This is a genomic window from Actinoplanes octamycinicus (genome assembly GCF_014205225.1).
In the GTDB taxonomy this organism is placed as follows: domain Bacteria; phylum Actinomycetota; class Actinomycetes; order Mycobacteriales; family Micromonosporaceae; genus Actinoplanes; species Actinoplanes octamycinicus.
Window position 1 is genome coordinate 9,154,709 of record NZ_JACHNB010000001.1, and the last position, 22,682, is coordinate 9,177,390.

Consider the following 22,682-nt stretch of genomic DNA (forward strand, 5'->3'; position numbering starts at 1 on the left):
CAAAGGAGCCGCCGATGCCGGGCAGCAGACTCACGCGCGACGACCGGGAGCGGATCGCGGCCTGGCTGGCCGACGGGCTCGGCTACGCCGAGATCGCCCGGCTGCTGGGCCGGCCGACCTCCACGATCAGCCGGGAGGTGGCGCGCAACGGGATCCCCGGCGACTACCTGCCCGGCCTGGCGCACGAGTCCGCGGTGCGCCGGGCGCCGCGCCGCCGGCCGGGCGCGGTCCGGCGGGCGGCGCCCGAGCCGCCGGCGTTCCGGGAGGAGTTCGCGGCGCTGCTGGCCGGGACCGGGATGCCGCGGATGTGCGCGCGGGTCTTCGTCTGCCTGCTGCTCCGCGAGTCCGGCGGGATGACCTCCGCCGAGCTGGCCGGCGACCTCGCGGTCAGCCCGGCCTCGGTGTCCAAGGCGGTCGGCTACCTGGCCGCGATGGACCTCATCGTCCGACGGACCGAGCCGGGCCGCCGCCGGGAGCGCTACCTGGTGGCCGACGACGTCTGGTCGCGGGCCTGGCGCACCGACGCCACCGCGCACGCCGACCTCGCGGACGCCGCCCGGCGCGGCGCCGACCTGGTCGGGGCCGGGACGGCGGCCGGGGCCCGGCTGACCGCGATGAGCCGGTTCTTCGGCTGGCTCAACGGGCAGATGCGGGACAGCCGCGTCCCGGACGGCGATCCGCTGACCGTGCTGGCCGCCCTGGTCCACGCCGGGACGCCGCGCACCACCGAGCAGCTCGCCGCCGCACTCGGCTGGCCGGCACAGCGGGTCGCCGGCGGGCTGGCGGTGCTGGCCGGCGAGCCGGGCATCGCCGATCCGCTGGCGCTGCGGAGCACCGAGGCCGGTTACACCGCCGAGGTCCGGGCGGACCGGCTCGGCCCGGCCCAGCGGGCGGCGCTCACAGCCGGTCCAGGACCAGCTCGTGCATCGCGGTGAGCACGTCCGTGTCGTGCTCACAGTGGGCGGTCACGGTGAGCACCGCCCGCTTCTGCGGGGCGATCACCGCGTACTGGCCGTAGGCCCCGTCCATCCGGTAGGTGCCGTTGCCGCTGAGCCACACCCCGAGGCCGTAGCCGTGGGTGAACTGCTCGCCGTGCTCGGCCGAGTCGGTGGTGTCGACGCTCTCGGCGGGCATCCGGCGGACGTACTCGGCCGGGATCACCCGGCGGCCCGCCCACTCGCCCTCCTGCAGCAGCAGCCGGGCGAACCGGGCCAGCTCCTCGGTGCGCAGGAAGAGGTCGCTCTCCGCGAACGGGTAACCGAGCGGGCAGGTGTGCCAGGCCGGGTTGTGCAGGTCGAGCGGGCGGAACAGGCGGGGCATCAGGTAGTCGCGGACGTTCGCGCCGGTGGCCCGGGCCAGCACCCGGCCGATCGCGTACGGCCCGGAGCCGGTGTAGGAGAACCGCTTCCCCGGCTCCGCCTCGAGCGGCGCCGCCACGAACTCGTGCAGCAGGTCGACCGCGTCGATCCGCAGGTGCGCGAACCACTTGTGGCTGCTGCCGCTGGTCATCGTGATCAGGTGCCGGAGGGTGACCCGCTCGAACCCGTCGGCGGCGATCGGGCGCAGCTCCGGGAAGTGGTCGAGGAACAGGTCGTCCAGGCCGAGCCGGCCCTCCGCCTCGGCCAGCCCGGCGGCGACCGAGGTGAAGGTCTTCGCCACCGAGTACAGGTTGACCCGGTCGTCGGAGCGGAACCGGTGGGTCAGCGGCTCGTGCCCGTCCCGGTGCACGTGGATGCCGTAGAGGCCGAGGTCCCGCTCCCGGTCGGCGCGCACGAAGTCGGCGAGGAGGTCAACAGTCACGTCCGGACAATAGCCGGATGCGGTCGTTCACTGTGGTCTCGTTGAACGTGGGCCTGGGCGTGCGGAACGGGATGCCGCCGTTGCGGGAGCGGGCCGCCGGACTCGCGGCCGAGGTCGAGGCGTCCGGGGCGGACGCGGTGCTGCTGCAGGAGATGTGGACTCCGGGGGCGATGCGGGTGATGCGGGCGCGGCTCACGGCGTACCCGCACTGGGTCGCGCGGAACGGTCTGGCGATCGGCGCACGGCGACCGGTCGGCGCACCGCGATTCCGGCGGTTCGCCGGCGTCCGCGCCGGGCATCGCAGCCAGGTGCTGCGGGCCGGGCTGGGGCGGTGGTTCCGGGGTCTGCTGACGGCGCGCACCGAGGACGGCATCCTGCTGGGCACCACCCAGCTGACGTCGAACCGGGACGGGGACTGGTCGGCGGCGAACCGGCATTTCCGGATGCAGCGCGGGCAGCTCGCCGCCGTGCACGAGGCGATGCGCGAGGCCGGGCCGGCGGCGTTGCGGGTGCTCGGCGGGGATTTCAACCTCGCCAGCGACGGGGTGCTCTATCCACGGATCGTCGACGGCGGGGCGTGGACGGATCCGTTCGCCGGGGATGAGCGGCCGACCTTCCGGGTGGATCGGCTGGCACCCGGCAGCGTCGCGCACCGGATCGACTATCTGCTGCTGCAGGGCGATTTCCGGGTCACCGACCGGCGGTTGTTGTGCAGCGCGGAGCGGCCTCTCCTGACCGACCATCTGGCGCCGCTGGTCAGCGTTGCCCGGCGGGGGTGAGGAAGGCGAAGACGCGGACGCCGACCGGGCCGGACGGCAGCGGGGCGGGGGCCGAGGCGGTCACTTTCATGCCGGTCTCCCACGGCTCGCCGTCCAGGAACACCTCGTTGGTGAGCAGCTGCCCGTCCTGGTACGCGGTGAAGAACCGCAGCGCGTGCACCGCGCGGCTCAGCGGGACATCCTTGAGCGCGGTCAGCAGCTGGTCGAGCAGCGGCTCGGCGGACGGCACCGGGTCGGTCGCGAACAGGTCCACCTGCGCGCCGAGCAACAGCTCGAACTCGCCGCCCGGGTGCGGATAACGCTCCACCAGCACGTGGTCGCCGGCGGCCCGGCGGTCGAGCAGCGCGGCGATCATCGGGTAGGCCACCGCCCGCTCGAACATCGCCAGGCTCTGGAAGATCGCCTCCTTCCAGGTGCCGGCCACGCCGACGCAGCTCTCCACCATCCACGGGCGGGCCAGCGCCGGATGGTTGACCGCGAAGTTCACCTGGGCGACGACCAGCCCGGGCGCGGGGCGCGGGTGCGGGGTCAGGGTGGCCCGGAACTCGGCGTCGCCGACCCGGAGATCCTCGCCGACCGGGACGCCGTAGGCGGCCATCCAGTGCGCGAACACCGTGGACGGCGCCGGCACCCCACCGCTGCCGGGGCGCAGCTCGGGCAGCGGCTCGTCCAGGGTGATCGGCCCGAGCGTCATCTCCTCGACCTTGGCCCCGCCCTGCAGGGCCTGACCGACCGCGGCGACCTCGTGGCTGTAGCCGGCGATCCGGGCGGTCTCCGCCTGCCCGGCCAGCTGCGCGACCCGCGCGGCGGCCACGAAGACCGGGTCGCCGGCCAGCGGGCGGGTGACGCCGCCGTCGACGAAGGTGTCGTCGACGGTGACGCCGCCGAGCATCCGGCGGCCGAAGGCGATCGGCAGGAAGACCATCAGCCGGTCCGCCAGCCACGGCTCCAGACCGCCGCTGAGCAGGCCCTCCCGGATCTCCTCACCGGGCGGAGGCTGCGCGCCCGCACAGAACGCCGTGACCCCGACCAGTACCGCCTCGTCGAACATCGCGTGAGCGTACCGCCCAGTAGCTCGATGGCAAGAACCGCTGAGCCCCCGGCCGATGCTGGTGAAAGCGGATCGGCGATGCACAATCTCTCATGACCGCTTCCGCGCTTCGCGCACTTCTCACCCTCGACCGGGTCACCCACGTGCCCGGCGTCTGGGATCCGGTGACCGCCGCGCTCGCGGTGGCCGCCGGGCACCGCGCCGTGCACCTGTCCGGCGCCGCCGTCTCGGCCACCATGCTGGGCCGCCCCGACCTCGGCTTCGTGCACGCCACGCAGATCGCCGACCGGGCCACCACGCTGGTCCCGGCGTTGCGGGGCACACCGCTGCTGGCCGACGCGGACATCGGCTACGGCAACCCGGCGCACGCGGTCTGGACCGGGCTGGCCTACAGCCGGGCCGGGATCTCCGGGCTGCACCTGGAGGACCGGGTGCGCCCGGGACGCGGCGGTCACCCGGCCGGCAAGGAGGTGATCGAGATCGGACTGGCGGCCGCCAAGGTCAAGGCGCTGGCCGAGCAGGTGCCGGAGATCGCGGTGATCGCCCGGACGGACGCGTACGCGGTGAAGGGGCTCGGCGAGACCATCGTGCGCTGCGGCGCCTACGCCGAGGCGGGGGCCGACGCGGTGTTCCCGGAGGGCGTCCGGGACCTCGACGACCTCGCCGCCATCCACGCGGCGCTGCCGGGCGTACCGATGGTGGTCGATCGCAGTGAAGCCACGCCGGACCACCCCGCCTGGACCGACGCGGAGCTGCTCGCCGTGGGCGTGCGGCTGGTCCTGCACCCGGTCGCCGCCCTGCTCGCCGCGATGCGGGCCGCCTCGGTCACCTACCGCGCGATCGGCGAGAGCGGCGCCGCGGACGCCGTCGAGCGGATGCCGTGGGCCGCCTTCACCGCCCTGGTCGGGCAGGACGAGGCGCTCGACCCGGACGCCGGTTACGTCCCCGGGACACTGCAGACGTGAGGCCGGTCCGGATCGCCGGCGCCGGCCGGCGGCCGGTTCGCCCGTCCGGCCGGCTGATCCGCGTCCCGGCGCGAGGTCAGTCCTCGCAGAGCCACGGGGTCCAGGTGCACACGTCGAGCGGGTTCTTCACCTTGCTCGGCTTGCCGGGTTTCGGCTCCTCCGGGTCGGGCTTGGGTTCCGGTTTCGGCGCGGGTTTGTCGTCCCGGCTCACATAGAGCACCCAGAGCTCGTTGCCGGCCGCGTCGTCGCTGGCCCGGCACTTGAACGAGTCCCAGTCGTCGTTGTCCTTGCCGAGCTTGCCGGCGTCCACGCACTCCTGCTTGCTCCAGAACGACTGCAGCTTGTCGTCCGCGGGCGCCTGGCCGCCGCCCGGGGCGGCGTGCGCCGGGGTGGTCGCGAGGGACGCGCCGAGAGCCAGCCCGACGGCGGCCGCGATGATAGTCGCACGAGTCTTCATGGTCAGACCTTTCCGGTAGAAATCGCCTTCCGGATGAGCTGACCACGTCCCTCCGGACGGGTCCGGCAGAAGCGGTCCGGCCTGGCCCTTCGGCCACTATCCCGGGCTCAACGGCCGGGTTTCGGCGAGGCGGCCCCCGATCGCGGCGATCTTGTGCTGCCGGGGCGGGCCGGGCAGGTCGTAGACGGTCGTGCGGACGCCCCCGGCACACAGCGTCGCGCGGATCAGCGGCTCCACCTCGCCCCAGGTGCCGCCGGCCACCCCGCAGCCGATCCGTGGCATGTGCACCGAGGCGCCGAGCGCGCTCGCGTGCGCGGTCAGCGTGGTGAGGCACTCGCGGATCGCCGGATAGCGGACCGGTGGGCCGGCCGCCCGGTCATAGCCGGCATCGGTGCGCAGGCCCCGCTTCGTCATGATGCCGTGCTGGCCCACCATGTTCGCCACCCAGAGGTCCGGGGCGACCGGCACCAGCTGCACCTCCCCCAGCCGGAACGGCGGCTCGGGCCGGACCGCGGGGACGGACTGCCCGGCACCCGGCCGGAGCGGCGAGTCGCGGGCGGGTGGAGCGTCGGCCCGGGTGGCATGCCAGCGGCGGAACTCGTGCTCCGGCTCCGGCCACCGGCGGGAGACGGCCCGCACGAAGCCGAGGCCCCAGGCGCCGATGTCGTTGCAGACATGGGCGATGATCCGCGGGCCGTCGCCGCGGGGCGTGGTGGCGTCGCCTTCGGCGAAGCTCAACGTCCGCATGCCCGCGATGCTAGGGAGACCCCCTGACAGAACCCCCGGGGAGGGCCGGCGCCGTTGCCAAGTCGAGATTCGGCAGGGGTAACTGTTGATCTTGGTTGTTGTTAACGTCCCAGGGTGAGCGATCAGCAGTCACCCACGCCGGGCCCGGAGAGCGACCCGACCCGGCAGTCGTACTCGCCCGAGGCGGCCCCGGCCGACCCGACGCTGCCGGCCTTCCCCGGGTCGCACGAGGCGACGACGGTCAACCCGGCGACCGGCGACCAGCCGGCCACCGCCACCCCGGCGGCCGCGGAGCCGCCGACCGCGCCCTACCCGCCGGCCGCTTATCAGCCGCCCGCTCCGACGACGCCGTTCCTGGCAGCCGGTTCGACGACGCCTTTCCCGGCGGCGCCCGGCTCGACGACACCCTTCCCGGCCGCGCCCGGCTCGACGACACCCTTCCCGGCCGCGCCCGGCTCGACAACGCCCTTCCCGGCCGGTCTGCCGGCCGCTTACGAGCCTGGCCAGCCGACCTCCGGCCCGCCCGTGCAGCCGCGGCCGGCCTATCCCACACCCGACTACTCCGGGCCGGCCTACCCGGCGCCCAGCCCGAGCCCGGGATACCCGATGCCCGGTCCGACCCCGGGATACCCCGCACCCGGCCAGGCCGCTCCCGGTCACCCGGCGCCCGGCTATCCCCCGGCCGCGTATTCCGGCCAGCCCGCCCCGGCCTACCCGCCGCCCGGTTACGACCCGGCCGGTGGCTACCCGCCGCCCGGTTACGCGCCGCCCGGTTACGACCCGGCCGGTCCCTACGCCCCGCCGGGCTACGACCCGGCCGGTGGCTATCCGCCGGTCCCCTACGGTCCCCCGCCGGGCCTGCCGTCCCCGTACTACCCGGCCGTTCGCCCGGCCCCGGTCGGCGAGACCAACCGCTACGCCACGCTGTCCCTGGTGACCGGCATCATCGGGCTCTTCCCGCTCGGCCTGATCTTCGGCTTCATGGCGGTCACCCAGATCAACCGGACCAACCAGCCCGGCCGGGGCCAGGCGGTCGCCGGCATCCTCACCTCCGGCGCGTGGATGTATGTCTTCTACATCCTGGTCACCTTCTGGTTCGGCCTGGAGGACACGGCGTTCTGACCGAGGACGGAGGCGGCCGGCTGCCGGGCCGCTTCTGATCATTTTCGGTACGACTTCCCGCCCCGTGGCGGTCGGCCCGCGAGGCCCGGCCCGCACCGGACCGCGCCGCGGGTCGTGCGGGCCCGCGGGTGCTTCCGGCGCGCGCCGTACCGGACCCCGAGCGGACCCGCACGACCCGCGTGGCGGTCCGGAGTGGCCGCGGCCTCGCGGGCCGGCCGCCACGGGGCTCCGAGTCGTACCGGAAAATGAATCAAGCGGTCGTGACGCGCGCGTCCTCCTCGGCCATCGCCTCCTGGCGGCCCGGCTCCTCGCGGAGGATCGCGGCGTTGAGCCACTCGTCCGGGATGGCGAAGGCGTCGACGAGCGTCGCCATGTGCGGGCGCAGCTCGCGCAGCAGGTCGTTGATCACCGCGGTGACCGCCTTGGAGCGAGCCGGGGTGAGCCGGCCGTGCTCCAGGAACCAGCCCTTGTCCGCCTCGATGGTGACCAGCGCGTAGAGGTCGCAGACCCGGTCCAGCAGGGCCCGCGCCGCAGGGTCGGTGGCCCGCTCGATCCCGGCGACGAACGCCTCCAGGGTGATCCGGTCGATGTGCGCGGTCGCCGTCTTCAGCACGTGGTCCTGCACGTCGTTGAAGATCTCGAACGGCCGGTCCTTCTTGGTGGCGGCCCCGTTGCGCAGGCGGCGGATGGCGCCCTCCAGGACGTGCTTCTCCCGGTCCTCGAACATCGTCAGGTGCCAGCCGCGGTCGGTCACCGCGACCTCCTCGTCGCGGCCCGGCACCGCGCTGACCAGACGCTGGATCAGGCCGCGGGCGGCGGTCCGCTCCAGCACCATCTCGCGCACCTGCTCGGCCACGAAGGTGGCCCGGCCCCAGCCGTCCAGCGAGCCGAAGGCGTCCCGGTACCCGGTCAGCAGACCCTTCGCCACCAGCTGCAACAGCACCGTGTTGTCGCCCTCGAAGGTGGTGAAGACGTCGGTGTCGGCCTTGAGCGCGGGCAGCCGGTTCTCCGACAGGTAGCCGGCGCCGCCGCACGCCTCCCGGCACATCTGGATGGTGTGCGTGGCGTGCCAGGTCTGCATCGCCTTCAGCCCGGCGGCCCGGGACTCCAGCTCCCGCTGCCGGTGCTCGTCGACCGGGCCGGGGCCGGCCTGCACGTCGGCCAGGGTGCCGACCAGCTCCTCCTGGGCGAACGCGTAGGCATAGCTGGTGGCCAGCGCGGGCAGGAGTTTGCGCTGGTGGGCCAGGTAGTCGTTGAGCGCCACCTCGCGCTCCTCGCCGGGCACCCCGAACTGGCGGCGACTGTCGCCGTAGCGGACCGCGATGGTCAGCGCCGCCCGGGTCGCCGCCGACGCCGCGCCGCCGACCGTGACCCGGCCGCGGACCAGGGTGCCGAGCATGGTGAAGAAGCGGCGGGTGTCGTTCTCGATCGGGCTGCTGTAGGCGCCGTCCGGGGCGACCTGTCCGTACCGGTCCAGCAGCATGTCGCGCGGCACGGTGACGTGGTCGAAGCTGATCCGGCCGTTGTCCACGCCGAGCAGGCCGGCCTTGTGCCCGGCGTCGCTCAGCGTCACCCCCGGCATCGGGTTGCCGTCGGCGTCCCGGATCGGCACCAGCCAGGCGTGCACGCCCCGGTTCTGCCCCTGGGTGATCAGCTGGGCGAAGACGACCGCCATCCGGCCGTCCCGGGCGGCGTTGCCGATGTAGTCCTTGCGGGCCGCCTGGTGCGGCGTGTGCAGGTCGAAGGTCTCGGTCACCGGATCGTAGACGCAGGTGGTGCGCAATTTCTGCACGTCCGAGCCGTGACCGGTCTCGGTCATCGCGAAACAGCCCATGATCTCGGTGTCGATGATCCCGCGCAGGTACGCCTCGTGGTGCCGCTCGGTGCCCAGCGCCACCACCGCGCCGCCGAACAGCCCCCACTGCACGCCGGCCTTCACCATCAGCGACAGGTCGGCGTAGGCGAGCATCTCGGCCGCCACCACCGAGCCGCCCGGGTCGTCCGACCCGCCGTAGGCCTTGGGGAACGCCGAGGCCACCCCGACGTCGGTCGGGATCTGCCGGATCAGCGCGCTGATCCGGTCCCGCGCCTCGTCCCCGGTCTCCCCGTGCACCGCGGCGAACCCGGCCTTGCCGAGCCCGTCCCGCACCGCTTGCCGGATCCCTGCCCACCGCCCGTCCAGAACTTCCTGCAGGCGTGCCACGTCGATGGAGTCGCCGATCATGCAGAAAGCTAAGCACGCGTTCAGGAACTCCGCCCCTCAGCGGGGGCCGCTTGTGGCAAAGACCGCGCCGGCCGTCACTCCTCGCCGGCGCCGAGGTGCCAGGGGACGACCAGCGGGTGCCGCTCCTCGTCGCGGGCGGCGAGGCCCTCCATCGATCGCAGGTACTGACGGCGGGTGATGTCGCCGTCCAGCAGCTGGCCGCAGAGGACGCCCTCCAGACTCTGCGGGGCGAAGAAGGACTCCGGCACGACCAGCGGATCCGCCGCCGCCCGCGCCTCGGCCCGCACGCCGCGCACCGCCAGCACGCAGGCTCCGGCCAGGACCAGGATGAGCAGGAAGAGAACTAGCATCGGCACCGCCCTGTCGGTTCCCGGACGGGTCACGTTCGCCCGCCTCATCCAAGCAAACGGATCACCGGGCGTATTGGTTCGACGGTTTCAGGTTTTGGCCCGGGCAGCCGGCCGGCCGCGCCGCATCCGGGCGACCCCGCCGGCCTGCAGGCGGCCGTCGGCGACGCGGGCTAGAACCGTCGCCGGGCGGCCCAGCGCGTCGCCCATGTCGGCGGCGAGCTCCGCCACGCCCAGTGCGGCGAGCAGGCAGGAGGTGCTGTTCGCGTTGGCGATGTCCTCCGGGACGCCGATCGACGGCGCGAACATCCGGGCCGCCAGCCGCCCGTCCGGACCGGGCGGGGTGTGCACGTAACAACCCAGCAGGTCCAAGGCGTCGCAGGCCCGGCGCAGCGCCGCGAGGTCCGGGCGGAGGGCGGCCGGGGCGGCGACCGGGATCAGCAGCCGCCACCGGCCGGTCGACGCGGCCCGCACGCCGGGGGTGGCCGGGTCCAGCCCGAGCGCGGCGAGCACCGGCGCCACCGGGCCCGGGTCGTCGCGCACGGTCACCGGGGCCTGCTCGAACCAGGCCCGGTCACCCTCGGCCCAGCCGCGGAACGTCCGGCCGCCGGCCCGCAGCGGGAACTCGCCGTCCCGCCCGAGCCGGTCGGCGAGCCAGATCAGCGCGGCGACCGTCCCGTGGCCGCAGGCGGGCAACTCCCCCGTCGAGGTGAAGAACCGTACGTCGGCCACGCCGTCACCCACGGTCACGAAGGCTCCGTGCGAGGCGCCGCTGCGGGCCACCGCGAGCGCTCGCTCCGCGTCCGGCATCGGCGTGTCGTCGCGGACCAGGGTCGGGCTGCCGCCCCGGCCGTCGCGCAGGCATGCGTCCACGATCACCGGTCCAGCTTCCACGATCGGGTAGCGGGGATGTCCAGCCCCACCCTCCGCTGACTACTGTCCAGTTGTGCCCGGAAAATCCGGTTCATCTATGAAAAAGCATGAAATACGGGTGTGCGGAACCGGGCCGTCTGTCCACATTGCTCAGGGAGCAGGATGCCCTACGACTACGACAGCTTCAGCCGCCTGGCCGGTCCCCCCGATCCGGCCCCGACGGGCGACTACCGGGTCCGCCTGCGGCCGCTGACCCGGAACCGCCCGATCCGCAGCCTCCTGATCACGACCCTCGCGTTCGCCCTGGAGGCCACCTTCTTCGGCTGGCTGCTCACCTCGGCCGACCTGTCCGGCGGCGGCGTCGCCACCGTGATGGTCGGCGCGATCGCCCTGATCGAGCTGTTCCGCCTGGTCAACGTGGTCACCCTGTGCCTGGCCACGCTGCGCGCCCGGGATCCGGTGCCGGTCCCGCCGGAGCCCGGCCTGCGGGTCGCCTTCCTCACCACGATCGTCCCCGGCAAGGAGCCGATCGAGATGGTCGAGCAGACCCTCCGGGCGGCCGTCCGGATCCGCGGCGACCACGACGTCTGGCTGCTCGACGAGGGCGACGACGACGAGGTCAAGAAGATGTGCGCGAGCGTCGGCGTCCGGCACTTCAGCCGGAAGGGCGTGGCCCGGTGGAACACCGCGGCCGGCGGGTTCAAGGCGCGGACCAAGCACGGCAACTACAACGCCTGGATGGACGCGCACGGCGACGACTACGACGTGTTCGTCTCGGTCGACCCGGATCACGTGCCGCTGCCGTCGTTCGGCGAGCGGCTGCTCGGCTACTTCCGGGACCCGGACGTGGCGTTCGTGGTCGGCCCGCAGATCTACGGCAACTACGACAACCTGGTCACCCGCTGGGCCGAGTCGCAGCAGTACCTGTTCCACTCCCTGCTGCAGCGGGCCGGCAACAAGCTGGGCGCGCCGATGCTGGTCGGGACCAACAACGCGGTCCGGATCGCGGCGCTGCGCGGCATCGGCGGCCTGCAGGACTCGATCACCGAGGACATGGCGACCAGCCTGGCCCTGCACGCCGCCCGGAACCCGGCGACGAACCGCCGCTGGCGCTCGGTCTACACCCCGGACGTGCTCGCGGTCGGCGAGGGACCGTCCGCCTGGACCGACTACTTCAGTCAGCAGCACCGCTGGTCGCGGGGCACCGACGAGGTCTGCGTCGCCGGGTTCCTGCCCCGGGTCAGAGGGCTCGGGGTACGCCGGACGCTGCACTACGCGCTGCTCATGGCGTACTACCCGATGACCGCGGTGGCCTGGCTGCTCGGCACCGGCACCGCGGTCGCGCACATCGTGCTCGGGGTCCGTGGCGTGCAGGTGCCGCAGCAGGTCTGGTCGATGCTCTACGTGGACGCGGCGATCTTCCAGGTCGGGCTCTACCTGTGGAACCGGCGGCACAACGTGAGCCCGCACGAGGAGGCCGGGTCGTCCGGGCTGACCGGGATGCTGCTCTCCACGCTCTGCGCACCGGTCTACGTGGCGTCGTTCCGGCAGACGCTGCTGCGCCGGCGGGCCGGGTTTGTGGTCACGCCCAAGGGCGACTCGGCCAGCCCGGATCGGGTCGGTACCTTCCGGACCCATCTGAGCTGGGCGGCCTTCTTCGCGGGGCTGCTCGTGGTGGCGGTGGTGACCGGGCGGACGCACGGGCTGATGTGGCTCTGGCCGGCGCTGAACCTGGCGCTCTGCCTGGCGCCGCCGGCGCTCTGGGCGGCCACCCGGCGACCAGCCGGCAAGCCCGTGACAATCCCGGCCCAACGGACCGACGAAGCGGTGAGGACGTACGCATGATCCCCCAGCCATCGCTGACCCGCCGCCTGCTCCGCGGCCTGGTCGCCCTGCCCGCCCTCGCCGCGGTCCTGGCCGCGAACCGCCCGATCGTGGTCTTCGCGGCGGACCGCTACCACGAGTTCCACATCAGCCGCGCGAGCTACAAGGCGGCCTACGGCCAGTGGTCGACGCTGCCGGTCCCGGACGGCTTCAAGGTCAACGCGATTCACGCCGCCCTGCTCAGCACCGGCAAGGTGCTGATCATCGCGGGCTCCGGGAACAACCGGAAGAACTTCGAGGCGGGCTCCTTCCGGACCATCCTCTGGGACCCGGCCGGGGACCGGTTCTCGCTGGTGCCGACGCCGACCGACATGTTCTGCGCCGGGCACACCTTCCTGGCCGACGGGAAGCTGCTGGTGGCCGGCGGGACGAAGTCCTACGAGGTGCTGCCGGAGAACATCAGACACGCCGCCGGCGTCATGAAGATCAAGAATGAGTCGCCGGACGACGGTGCCCGGAACATCGCGAAAAATACGGTCCTGGTCGCGCCGGACGGCCGGCGGTACGCCACCCGGGCGGACGTGACCGTCCCGGCCGCCACGAAGATGCTGCACGGCGGCCGCACCATGGTGCACGCCGGGGAGGTCGAGGTGTGGGTGGACGCCCTGCAGCCCGGCGACGCCGGCGTCATCAGCCGCCCGGCGCAATACCGCTTCGCCGGACTCAGTGGCATGGCGGCGCGGAACGTCTACGGCGTCGCCGACAAGATCACCCGCGAGAAGCAGGAGTACGGCGGCGACAACACCTCGTACGAGTTCGACCCCCGGACCGAACGCTATGTCCGCACCGGCGACCTCACCGACCACCGCTGGTACCCCACCCTGGCCCCGCTCGCCGGCGGCAACGTCCTCGCCGTCTCCGGCCTCGACCAGTTCGGCCGGATGCTGCCCGGCCGCAACGAGGTCTACCTCGCCCGGGACCGCCGCTGGGCCGCCGCCCCCAGGCTGACCCGGACCTTCCCCACCTATCCCGCGCTGTTCCTGACCCGCGACGAGCGTCTCTTCTTCTCCGGCTCGAACGCCGGGTACGGCTCGGCCACCGAGGGCCGCACCCCCGGCCTGTGGAACGTGCGGACCAACGACTTCCGCCCGGTCCCCGGCCTGCGCGACGCCACGATGACCGAGACCAGCGCCTCGGTCCTGCTCCCGCCGGCCCAGCGGCAGCGGGTGATGATCCTGGGCGGCGGCGCGGTCGGCGACTCGCCGCGATCCACCGCCCGGACCGCGATCGCCGACCTCAGCCGGCCGGCCCCGGTCTACCTGCCCGGCCCGGACCTGCCGCACCCGACCCGCTATCTGAGCACCGTCGTGCTCCCCGACGACACCGTGCTGACCAGCGGCGGCTCGGCCGGTTACCGGGGCGGGCCGTACCGGGGCAGGAACCGCAGCGACCTGCTCACCGCACAGATCTACGACCCGTACCGCAATGTCTTCCGGACCGCGGCCGCACCGACCGTCGGCCGTGACTACCACTCCGAGGCGCTGCTGCTGCCGGACGGCCGGGTGGTCACCCTGGGCAGCGATCCGATCTACGACCGCTCCGGCAAGAACCCGGGCGTCTTCGAGCAGCGCGTCGAGATCTACAGCCCGCCCTACCTGTTCCGCGGCGCCCGCCCGGCGATCGTCGGCGGACCGGACGAGGTGGCCCGCGGCCACACCGTCTCCTTCGGCACCTGGGACGCCGACCGGATCCGCACCGCCCGCCTGGTCCGCCCCGGCGCGGTCACCCACGGCACCGACGTCGACCAGCGCTCGGTCGCCCTGCCGATCCGCCGCGCCCCGGGCGGCATCATGGTCCAGATCCCCCGCGAGCGCGGCCTGGTGCCCTCCGGCTGGTACATGCTCTTCGTCACCGACACCCGCGGCATCCCGTCCCCCGCCACCTGGGTGCACGTCTCCTGACTCGCGGCAGGACCCATGTCCGGTACGACGGGGAGCCCCGCTCACGGTCCCCCGGCTGGGCGTCAGGGGTGTCTCGGAGTGCTCGAGACACCCCTGACGCCCAGCCCCGTCCGCCCGCCGGCCCGCCGCGAACCCCCGGCCACGACGACCCGTCCAGCGGGCCGATCTCCAGGGCGGTCGTGAGGGGCAGGGTGGCCCGCAGCGGATGGCTCTGCCGGGCGTGCTGGATGGCCCGGACAGCGTGGGCCGACGGGCGATCGGCGACACCGGGATCTCGTCGAGGGACCGCGGGACCGCCGGCCGGGCACGGTGCGGAAGCCGGCCACCGAGGCCCACTCCGGGGACAGCCTCAGTTGGTGGCCAGCGCCAGCGCGTACTCCGGCCACCACTGGCCGGCCGGCGGGGCACCGGAGCCGCACTCCCCGTCGGACTCGCCCGGGCGTTTCACCCACAGGTAGGCGTCGACCCGGTCGTGCCCGGTCTGGGTGGTCGGGGCCGGGCCGAGCGCCCGTCCCGGCGGATTGCACCAGTGCCCGTCCCCGGAGCCGGCGGTGGCGGCCGGCCCGTTCCCGTTCCGGCTGGTGTCGATCACGAAGTGCGCGCCGCCGAGCCGGTCGGAGATCGCCGTCCCGTAACCGATGTTGGCGTCGGTGGTCTCGAAGTTCGCCACGTTCAGGCTGAACCCGTCGGCCTCGGCCACCCCGGCCCGGCGCAGCGCGTCCACCACCCGGTCCACGTCCTTGACCCAGCCCGGGTTCCCGCCGTCCAGGTAGACCCGCACCCCGGGATCCGCCTTGAACGCCCGGATCGCCTCGCCGAGCAGCCCGAACCGCTCGCCGGCCGCCTGTTCGCCGAGGCAGCCCTGCAGCACGTGGGTGACCGCGTCCGGCTCCAGCACGACCAGCGCCGGCGACCCGTGCACCGCGGCGGCCAGCCGCCCGATCCAGTCCCGGTAGGCGGCCGCGTCCGGCGCGCCGCCGCCGGAGTGCCCGCCGCAGTCGCGCTGCGGAACCCAGTAGGCGACCAGCACCGGCGTCCGCCCGGCCGCGGCGGCCGAGGTGACCAACTCCCGGGCGCGGTCGGCGAAGCCGGGATCGGCGTCCGCGAACCACACCGCGGTGGGCTCGTCGGCGATCCGGCGCACCGCCGCCGCGTCCGCCGCCCGGCCGGCCGCGTCCCAGCTGCGCACCTGGGCGGCGGCCGCGCCGGCCGGCTCCACGTAGAACTTCTCGACCGGCGGCGCGGGCACCGGCTCGGGCCGCGACCCGGCCTCGACCGTGCAGGCCGCCAGGCCCGCGCACGCGACAACGGCCAGGACCGCGGAACGAACTCTCATATCCCCTTACCGTCTCAGCGCACCGACCGGGCCACCTCGCTCGCCTCCTCGAGGGTGGCAAGTCCTTCCAGCCGATAGGTGACGCTCCCGGTGCTCCAGATCAGCGACGGACCGGCGAGGCGGGCGGTCTCGTCCCGGCTCACGCCGTCGCGGTCGACGTACGTGATCGGATGCGGCGCGGCCAGCCACACCGCGACCTCCCCGACGCCCTCCACCCACTGTCCGTCCGGCGCCGTCTTCAGGAATACCGGGTCCACTCTCCCGTCGAACTGGTCAAAACGCACCGTACCGCCCCGGAAGATCTGGGTGACCACCCGCGGTGCGCCGTTTTTGTCCGGATCGGCGAGAAGCACCCGGTCGGGCGACCCCAGCTTCTCCGGCACCACGACCGGGAACAGCGCCTTCGCCCGGGCGTCGGCCAGCTCGGCGGTCGCCTGGGCCGGCAGCGGGCTGGGCGACGCCGGCAGCGCCCGCTCCGGTTGCTCCGCCGACGGATCGCGCAACTCGATGCCGGCCACCCGGAGCAGCCCGCCGACCGCGTCCAGCACGGCCGCCCGGGCCGGCGAGATCGCCGCCACCGCGAGGACCAGCGCCGCCACCACCGCGGACAGATAGAAACGGGCGCGATGCCGGCGCGGCGCGGGGCGGGCCAGGCGCGCCCGGACCGCTTGCCGCTGATCACGGGCCTCCGGTACGGCGTACGCCCGCCCGAGGTCCCGCAGCTCCCCGATCAGTTCCTCGAAGTCCCGCTCAGGCACCGGGCACCTCCTCCACCGGCATCCGGTCGCGCAGCTTGCCGAGCGCCCGCGCGGTCCGCGACTTGACCGTCCCGCGCGGCAGCCCCAGCGTCACCGCGGTCTCCACCTCGGACAGCTCCAGCAGATAGCGGCAGACCAGCACGTCCCGGTCCCGGGCGTCGAGGGCGCGCAACTGGTCGAGCAGCAGCCGGCGGCGCTCGCCGGCCACCGCCGTCTCGGCCGGGTCGGGCTCCACCGGGTCCGGTCCGGCCCGCACCCCGACGCGTTGCAACAACCCGTCCCGCCGGCGCCGGGACCGGACCAGGTTGCGGGTCTCGTTCGCCACGATGGCCAGCAGCCACGCCTTGAACCCGGCCTCGCCCCGGTACCGTCCCAGCTGCCGGTACGCCTTCACGAACGCCTCCTGCACCACGTCGTCCGCGTCCGCCCCGGCCCCGAGCAGCACGGCCGCCCGGTGCGCGGGCGCGGTGCAGTGCCCGACCAGGGTCTCGTACGCGTCCAGGTCCCCCGCGCGCGCCCGTGCCACCACGGCCGCCTCATCCACCACCACGTCACTAGGACACCACCGATCGGGAACCGGTTCCCGATCGGTGGTGTCACCGGTACATGACGACTCGCCGCTCCTTCCTTCTGCTCGCCGGGACCTCGATCGCGCTCGGCGCGGCCGGCTGCCGGGACACCGCCACGCCGCCGGCCGCCGCCACCGCGCCGGACGTGCTGATCGCCGAGACCGGGCAGGGGCTGGTACGGCTGACCCCGCAGGGCGTGCAGGCGTACGGGCCCGCGTCGGTGCTCAGCAATGGTGGGACGCGGCTGGCCGTCGTACGGGAGAAGGTGTTGTCGCAGATCGTGACCGGGACCGGGGAGACCACCCGGACCGCCGCCCTCCCGGACGGCTGGCTGCCGCGGGCGGTCTCGCCGGACGGGCGGGCCTGCGCGCTGAGCCGGACCCCGGCGAGCGTCGTGCCGCGCGGACGCGAGCGGACCCCGCTGCTGGTCGTGGTCGACGGGCGGCAGCGGGAGTTCGACCTGCCCGGGGTGATCGAGCCGGACGCCTTCAGCAGCGACGCGAGCGCCCTGTTCGTGCTGGACTGGCAGCCGGCCGGGAACCCGGACCACTACCGGGTGCGGGTGCTGGACCTGGCCACCGGGCGGATGGAGCCGCTCAACACCCGGGCCAAGACGGCGGTGCCGGCCGGCGCCGAGGAGCAGATGCGCGGCGAGGGACGCCAGGCGGTGCCGGCCGGCAACCTGCTGCTCACCCTCTACACGCACCAGCCCGGCCACCAGCACACCCGGGACCTGCTGTCCGGGCGGCCGGGCAACGCGCACGCGTTCGTGCACGTGCTGCACCTGACCGACCGCTGGGCCTACTGCCTGGACCTGCCGCACCCGTTCGGCGAGGGGCCGCCGGCCGCCCACGCGCTCGCCGCGGACGCCGAGGGTCTCGTCGTGCTGGACAGCACGAGCGGGCAGCTGGCCTACGCGGACCTGGAGACGCTGACCATCCAGCGGACCGGTCCGGCGCGGGTACCGGCGGGGACCGCGGCGGCCCTCGCGCTGACCGCCGACCGGCGCGTCCTGGCCGGGGCGAAGGACCAGGTCAGCGTGCTGGACCGGGGGTCCGGGACGGTCACCGGCGGCTGGCACGTGCCGGATCCGCTGCTCGGGATCGGGCTGAGCCGGGACGGGTCCCGGGTGTACGCCGGGACCACCGGTGCGGTGCACTGGCTGGACGCGAGAACCGGGGAGGCGCTCGGCCGGGTGCCGGTCGACGGGCTGACCGGACTGCGGCACGTCGGCTGAATCCTCAACTGGGCGGCGGGGCGGCCGATCGGTTGGTTCGTGCTGCTCCGTTGCTACGCCGTCATCTCCACCGTGCTGGTGGCGACGTACCTGGTGTGGCCTTACGAACTGCGGTCCTGGCCGTTCCTGGCGGTCACGCTCACCGCGGTGCTGACCGTGGTCATCGCACTGCGCCGGGCGCCGCGCGGCAGCCGGGCGCCGTGGTGGCTGATGCTCGTCGCGATGGTGCTCTACAACGTCGGCAACATCATCTGGATCTGGCTGACCGTGGTCGCCGGGCGCCCCACCGGTGACGGCAGCGTCGCCGACGTCCTGTTCACCGCGGCCGGGGCATTTTTGCTGGCCGGGGCGCTCGTGCTGATCCGGCGGCGGGCTCGCGGTGACATCGGCGGGGTGATCGACTCGGTGATCACCGCGGTGGCCCTCGGCGGCGTGCTGTGGGACGCGGTGATCCTGCCGGCCAACGCCGCGCACCACCTGCCGCCCGTGCAGCAGATCGCCGCCTTCGTGGATCTCCTCGCGGTCAGCGGCACGCTGGGCGCGATGCTCCGGGTCTCCCGGGGATCGGCGGCGCACCGGAACGCACCATGGCGCCTCCGGCTCCTGGTGAGTGGCCGGTCGGCGTCGGTCCGGCTGCTCGCCGCGGGCATCGCGCTCACCCTGGCCGCCAAGGTGATCTCACCGCTGGTGACCGGCGCCGACGGGATCCGGCCGGACTGGACGAACGTCTTCTACCTGGCCGCCTACGCCGCGCTCGGCTGCGCGGCGCTGCATCCGTCCGTGGGGATCGTGCTGACCAGCACGCGAGCGCCGGACGACGACCTGTCCCGGGGCCGGCTCACCTTCCTCGGGGCGATGCTGGCGATCACCCCGCTGATCGGCGGCGGGCGCGCGATGATCGGCCTGCCGGTCGACGGGGTACTGATCGCGTTGTCGTCAGCGGCGCTGGTTCCGCTGGTCATGGTCCGGATCGCCCGGCTCGCCGCGCAGCGGCGCGCCGCCGAGCAGGCCCTGCACCACCTGGCCACCCGGGACGCCCTGACCGGCCTCCCGAACCGGGCCGCCTGCCTGACCGCCCTGGCCACCGCCCTGCCCACCCCCGCGCCGCTCCCCGTTTCCCCGGCCTCGCCCTCGCCCTCGCCCTCGCCCTCGCCCTCGCCCGCCGGAGTCTCCTCTGCCGCTCTCGCGGTCGTCTCCTCGACGGCCGGCGGCGATCAGCTCGCGGTGCTGTTCTGCGATCTGGACGGGTTCAAGCCGGTCAACGACCGCCTCGGGCACGCGGCCGGCGACGAGCTGCTGGTCGCCGTGGCGGCCCGGCTGCGCGGCTGCGTCCGCGAGGGCGATCTGGTGAGCCGCTTCGGCGGGGACGAGTTCGTACTGGTCTGTCACGGTCCGGGCGCGGTCGCCGCGGTCAGCGACCGGATCGCCGCGATGACCACCGAGCCGTTCACCGCCGGCGGTGAACAGGTCCGGATCGGGATCAGCGTCGGCGCCGCCGAGGCCCGCACGCCGGACACCGTCGACGACCTGGTCCGCCGGGCCGACCTGGCCATGTACGAGGCCAAGAAGTCCAAGCAGGTCGGCAAACTCTCCCTGGTCCTGGCCGCCTGAGACGCGCGGTGGTCGGCTGTGCCTGAGGGGTGTCTCAAGGGTCTTGAGACACCCCTCAGGCACAGCCCGCCCCCGCAAGCCGCGCTGCGGTCCGCACCCCGACGCACGTCGCGGTGCGGGCTGGGTCTCAGGGGTGTCTCAAGGGTCTTGAGACACCCCTGAGACCCAGCCGACGACCGTGGGGCGCGGCAGGGCCTCGGGCGGAGCGGGCTCAGCGCGTACCGGGCAGGGTCTTGCGGAAGACGTCGCAGACGAACCATTCGTCCTCGTGGTGGATGACCCGGTCGAGGGACGGCAGGGCGGCGAGCCGGGCGTGCACGTTGAAGCCGTCGTAGTTGCCCGGGTTGTCGCGGTCGCGGAAGTGCACCGAGAGCAGGTCGCCGCCCGGCTCCAGGCGGGCCAGCATGCCGTCGATCATCAGCTGGAGGTCGTCGGCGGACAGGTAGTAGAGCAGGTCACCGACGACGATCAGGTCGAACGTGCCGTCCGGCAGCTCGGCCGGGAGCAGCGCGCGGGCGACCTCGACGTGCGGCAGGCCGGCGGTGGCGGCGCGGGCCTGGACCACCGCCTCCTCGACGCAGTCGACCGCGAGCACCTCGCCGCACCGGTCGGCGAGCATCACGCTCAGCACGCCCACCGCGCAGCCCGGCTCGTAGCAGCGGCGGTACCGCTCGCGCGGCAGGCTGGCCATCGCGACCGCGTACTTACGCTGGTCGCTCCACTTGGTGGCGTTGTCCCAGGGGTCGTCCTTGGCCTCGTAGAGACCGATGAAGTGGTCGAGGGAGTAGGACGCCTCCGGCGGCACGGCGTCACCCTGGGTACGTGTCACCCCGCGATTCTGCCTGACCTCACCGGGCCTGGACGGTGAGGGATCCCACCCCGTTCCGCGAGTCGAGCCGGATGCCGTCGTCCCCGCGACCGCTTCTGATCACGCGACCCCGGGCCACCCCGTTGTCCTTGAAGCCGTACACGGTGACCGAGCCGGCCCCGTCCCGGAACAGCGCCCGGACCGGCACCTGGCCGCCGGTGACGATCTGCCAGGCGCCCACGCCACCGTGCTCCACGATCGGGATCGCGTCGCGCTGGCCGGGTAGCACCAGTCTCATGGCGCCGGCGCCGCCGATCAGCTCGATCCCGCCGACCTTGCCGCCGGACAGGTCGATGCCGGCCGTCCGCACGCCGCCGCGCATCCGGAACGACCAGCGGACCCGGTCGCTGAGCCGGATCTGCAGGAGGCCCGAGCCGGTGCTCCGGCCGCTCGGCTCGACCGAGACGGTGACCCGGTCGTCGTCCACCTTCGCGCGCGCCTTGATGGTGCTGTCCTCGCCGACGTCGACCTGCACGATGCCGTCGCCGACGTCGCCGACCTCGACCCGCAACTGGGCGACTCCGTCGGCGAGTTCCAGAACGGCGGCCTCCGGGACGGCCGGCGGGACGGCCGGCGGCGGGGTGGTCCTCGCGGCGCCGTCCGGGGCGGCCGCCGAGGTGGGCGGGGCGGTCCGGCTGGGCGGCGGCGAGGTGCCGATCGACACGGGCGGGCGGGACGGTTCGGTGATCGCGGAGGGCACCGGCAGGGGCGGCGCCGGCAGGCTCTCGATCGGGTCGCCGACCGGATTGCGCACGTAGGACACCGCGGCGAAGACGCCGCCGCCGACCAGCAGGACCGCGGCGAGCAGGACCAGGACCGGTTTCAGGTCCGGGTGGGTACGGTCGTCCGCCGCGAGCGGGGCGTCGATACGAGCCGGCGGCCGGGGCGGCGGCGCGGGAGCCGTGCGGGTCGGGTCGGCTCCGGGCAGCTCGTAGTGGTCGGCCGGCGGCCCGATCCGGTGCGGCGCGTCCGGCCAGTAGTCGGAGATCCGGGGCAGCGGCGGGGGAAGTCTGGACGGGTCGTCGCCGGTCTCCGGCACAGCTGGACTCTCCACGCGGTTCTCCTCGATGCGGTCACCCGGCACCCCATGTAGCCGGATGGTCCCTGGAGGTATACGCAGCGATCCGGGCTTCGGTTCGGTCCGGCGCGAAGATTTGTGCCCGTCTCGGAAAATTGATTGATCAACCTCTTGATATCCGTCAGCCGCCCCGGAAGGATTCGTTTGTCCAAGTTCAGCAGGAAGCGAATTAGATGTCGGAAGACGACCCCCGCCCAGGGTTGCGGGTCGGCCGCTGGGTTCCGCCGTATTCCCCCGATGGACGACCCCGGGAAACACCGATCCGGCCCACCACTCCCCCGTCATTCCCACCGCCGGAGATTCCCGGCTTTCCGGCCTGGCCCCGGAGCGCCGGCACCGCCCGGCGGCGCGCCGCACTGACCGCCGTCGCGGTGGGCACGCTGGGCATGGCCGCGGTCTCCTTCCTGGCTCTCCGGGGTGGCGACCCGACCGCCGAGCCGGAGTTCCTGACCGGCACGGTGCCGCCGGCGCCGCCGCCCGCACAGACCGTGATCATCGAGCCGACTGCCAGCTCAAGCCCCGCTTACAGCTTCTCTCCATTTGGGAACGCTCCCACTTCGCGGGTGCGCCACCGATCGAAGCCGATCACCACCTCACCCACTCCCCGACGGAGCCCGGCGGTCACGCTGACCGTCGGCTCCACGGTCGCGCTGACCGTCGCCGACCGCCCCGGCTATCGAGTCCGGCATCGTGACTTCCTCGGCCGCGTCGACCCGATCGGACCGAGTCGCGACGACCCCGGCCGACCCGACTCCAGCTTCACCGCGCGTACCGGAATAGCAAATTCCGGATGCGTATCCCTGGAATCTGTAAACTATCCTGGCTATTTCTTGCGACACCAGAACTTCGAAATCAAACTCCAGCAACGGGACCGGTCGGATCTGTTCGCGCAGGACGCCACTTTCTGCCCGATCGTCATTCGTTCCGGAGCCGCACTCACGTTACGGTCCATCAATTATCCGGACCTGTTCGTGGCCGAGGCGGGCGATCGCCTGTTCCTCCGCGAGGACGGGGCACTGGCCCTGGTGCCGCGCGCCGTCTGAGCACCCGGGTGCGGGGTGCTGCTCCAAGGCCC

General features: G+C 73.6%; 21 protein-coding genes. 9 read left to right on the forward strand and 12 right to left on the reverse strand.

What is annotated here, in order from left to right; all coding sequences use genetic code 11:
• Window positions 1-14 precede the first annotated feature (14 nt).
• Complete coding sequence (locus BJY16_RS49070; protein ID WP_185045019.1) at window positions 15-935, forward strand: GbsR/MarR family transcriptional regulator; 921 nt, start codon at window positions 15-17, stop codon at window positions 933-935.
• Here the strand turns inward: BJY16_RS49070 and BJY16_RS41385 are convergent.
• Window positions 898-1,800 (reverse strand): serine hydrolase domain-containing protein, encoded by a 903-nt coding sequence (locus BJY16_RS41385; protein WP_185045021.1) that lies wholly within the window; start codon window positions 1,798-1,800, stop codon window positions 898-900. The two genes, BJY16_RS49070 and BJY16_RS41385, sit on opposite strands and share 38 nt — an antisense overlap.
• 17 nt (window positions 1,801-1,817) lie before the next feature.
• Here BJY16_RS41385 and BJY16_RS41390 point away from each other — a divergent pair, with 17 nt between their 5' ends.
• Complete coding sequence (locus BJY16_RS41390) at window positions 1,818-2,579, forward strand: endonuclease/exonuclease/phosphatase family protein (RefSeq protein ID WP_185045023.1); 762 nt, start codon at window positions 1,818-1,820, stop codon at window positions 2,577-2,579.
• Here BJY16_RS41390 and BJY16_RS41395 read toward each other — a convergent pair.
• Window positions 2,557-3,630 (reverse strand): DUF6348 family protein, encoded by a 1,074-nt coding sequence (locus BJY16_RS41395; RefSeq protein WP_185045024.1) that lies wholly within the window; start codon window positions 3,628-3,630, stop codon window positions 2,557-2,559. The genes BJY16_RS41390 and BJY16_RS41395 overlap by 23 nt on opposite strands.
• 92 nt (window positions 3,631-3,722) lie before the next feature.
• On the opposite strand from BJY16_RS41395, the gene BJY16_RS41400 reads away from it, so the two are divergent.
• Window positions 3,723-4,595, forward strand: coding sequence for an isocitrate lyase/PEP mutase family protein (locus BJY16_RS41400; RefSeq protein WP_185045026.1), 873 nt, complete (start codon window positions 3,723-3,725; stop codon window positions 4,593-4,595).
• A 76-nt stretch (window positions 4,596-4,671) separates the two neighbouring features.
• On the opposite strand, the gene BJY16_RS41405 is transcribed toward BJY16_RS41400, so the two are convergent.
• Together BJY16_RS41405 and BJY16_RS41410 are read right to left on the reverse strand one after the other, a co-directional pair.
• Complete coding sequence (locus BJY16_RS41405; RefSeq protein WP_185045028.1) at window positions 4,672-5,052, reverse strand: hypothetical protein; 381 nt, start codon at window positions 5,050-5,052, stop codon at window positions 4,672-4,674.
• Between the two features lie 96 nt (window positions 5,053-5,148).
• Window positions 5,149-5,799: a macro domain-containing protein gene (locus BJY16_RS41410; protein ID WP_239176634.1), complete on the reverse strand. Its 651-nt coding sequence runs from the start codon at window positions 5,797-5,799 to the stop codon at window positions 5,149-5,151.
• A gap of 114 nt (window positions 5,800-5,913) precedes the next feature.
• Here BJY16_RS41410 and BJY16_RS48825 point away from each other — a divergent pair, with 114 nt between their 5' ends.
• On the forward strand, window positions 5,914-6,921 hold the full coding sequence (locus BJY16_RS48825; RefSeq protein ID WP_185045030.1) for a DUF4190 domain-containing protein: 1,008 nt from the start codon (window positions 5,914-5,916) through the stop codon (window positions 6,919-6,921).
• Between the two features lie 250 nt (window positions 6,922-7,171).
• On the opposite strand, the gene BJY16_RS41420 is transcribed toward BJY16_RS48825, so the two are convergent.
• The 3 genes from BJY16_RS41420 to BJY16_RS41430 form a co-directional block, all read right to left on the reverse strand.
• Window positions 7,172-9,145, reverse strand: coding sequence for an acyl-CoA dehydrogenase family protein (locus BJY16_RS41420; protein WP_185045032.1), 1,974 nt, complete (start codon window positions 9,143-9,145; stop codon window positions 7,172-7,174).
• A 74-nt stretch (window positions 9,146-9,219) separates the two neighbouring features.
• Window positions 9,220-9,495 carry a hypothetical protein gene (locus BJY16_RS41425; RefSeq protein WP_239176635.1) on the reverse strand — a complete coding sequence of 92 codons (276 nt, stop codon included), beginning with the start codon at window positions 9,493-9,495 and terminating at the stop codon, window positions 9,220-9,222.
• Between the two features lie 87 nt (window positions 9,496-9,582).
• Window positions 9,583-10,371, reverse strand: a complete 789-nt coding sequence (locus tag BJY16_RS41430; RefSeq protein WP_239176637.1) for a PhzF family protein — start codon at window positions 10,369-10,371, stop codon at window positions 9,583-9,585.
• 156 nt (window positions 10,372-10,527) lie between these two features.
• Between BJY16_RS41430 and BJY16_RS41435 the strand changes: the two genes are divergently transcribed.
• On the forward strand, window positions 10,528-12,210 hold the full coding sequence (locus BJY16_RS41435; RefSeq protein WP_185045036.1) for a glycosyltransferase family 2 protein: 1,683 nt from the start codon (window positions 10,528-10,530) through the stop codon (window positions 12,208-12,210).
• On the forward strand, window positions 12,207-14,150 hold the full coding sequence (gene glxA / locus BJY16_RS41440; protein WP_185045038.1) for a radical copper oxidase GlxA: 1,944 nt from the start codon (window positions 12,207-12,209) through the stop codon (window positions 14,148-14,150). Before BJY16_RS41435 ends, glxA begins: the two co-directional genes overlap by 4 nt.
• A gap of 349 nt (window positions 14,151-14,499) precedes the next feature.
• Here glxA and BJY16_RS41445 read toward each other — a convergent pair whose 3' ends face one another.
• From BJY16_RS41445 to BJY16_RS41455, 3 genes are read right to left on the reverse strand one after another with little or no spacing between them, the layout of a single operon-like run.
• The gene (locus BJY16_RS41445) at window positions 14,500-15,486 is read right to left on the reverse strand and encodes a glycoside hydrolase family 6 protein (RefSeq protein ID WP_185045040.1); all 987 of its coding nucleotides are present in this window, start codon (window positions 15,484-15,486) and stop codon (window positions 14,500-14,502) included.
• A 14-nt stretch (window positions 15,487-15,500) separates the two neighbouring features.
• A complete protein-coding gene (locus BJY16_RS41450) occupies window positions 15,501-16,244 on the reverse strand; it encodes a hypothetical protein (RefSeq protein ID WP_239176645.1) in 744 nt (247 codons plus the stop codon).
• On the reverse strand, window positions 16,237-16,794 hold the full coding sequence (locus BJY16_RS41455; protein ID WP_307835697.1) for an RNA polymerase sigma factor: 558 nt from the start codon (window positions 16,792-16,794) through the stop codon (window positions 16,237-16,239). Before BJY16_RS41455 ends, BJY16_RS41450 begins: the two co-directional genes overlap by 8 nt.
• Window positions 16,795-16,850: 56 nt before the next feature.
• Here BJY16_RS41455 and BJY16_RS41460 point away from each other — a divergent pair, with 56 nt between their 5' ends.
• The gene (locus BJY16_RS41460) at window positions 16,851-18,050 is read left to right on the forward strand and encodes a YncE family protein (RefSeq protein WP_185045042.1); all 1,200 of its coding nucleotides are present in this window, start codon (window positions 16,851-16,853) and stop codon (window positions 18,048-18,050) included.
• 39 nt (window positions 18,051-18,089) lie between these two features.
• The gene (locus tag BJY16_RS41465) at window positions 18,090-19,661 is read left to right on the forward strand and encodes a GGDEF domain-containing protein (RefSeq protein ID WP_185045043.1); all 1,572 of its coding nucleotides are present in this window, start codon (window positions 18,090-18,092) and stop codon (window positions 19,659-19,661) included.
• A 211-nt stretch (window positions 19,662-19,872) separates the two neighbouring features.
• On the opposite strand, the gene BJY16_RS41470 is transcribed toward BJY16_RS41465, so the two are convergent.
• Window positions 19,873-20,490 carry a class I SAM-dependent methyltransferase gene (locus BJY16_RS41470; RefSeq protein ID WP_185045044.1) on the reverse strand — a complete coding sequence of 206 codons (618 nt, stop codon included), beginning with the start codon at window positions 20,488-20,490 and terminating at the stop codon, window positions 19,873-19,875.
• A gap of 19 nt (window positions 20,491-20,509) precedes the next feature.
• Entirely contained in the window at window positions 20,510-21,583 is a 1,074-nt protein-coding gene (locus BJY16_RS41475; protein WP_185045045.1) for a hypothetical protein, read from the reverse strand.
• A gap of 197 nt (window positions 21,584-21,780) precedes the next feature.
• On the opposite strand from BJY16_RS41475, the gene BJY16_RS41480 reads away from it, so the two are divergent.
• Window positions 21,781-22,650, forward strand: a complete 870-nt coding sequence (locus BJY16_RS41480) for an AbfB domain-containing protein (RefSeq protein ID WP_185045047.1) — start codon at window positions 21,781-21,783, stop codon at window positions 22,648-22,650.
• The last annotated feature ends 32 nt before the right edge of the window (window positions 22,651-22,682 follow it).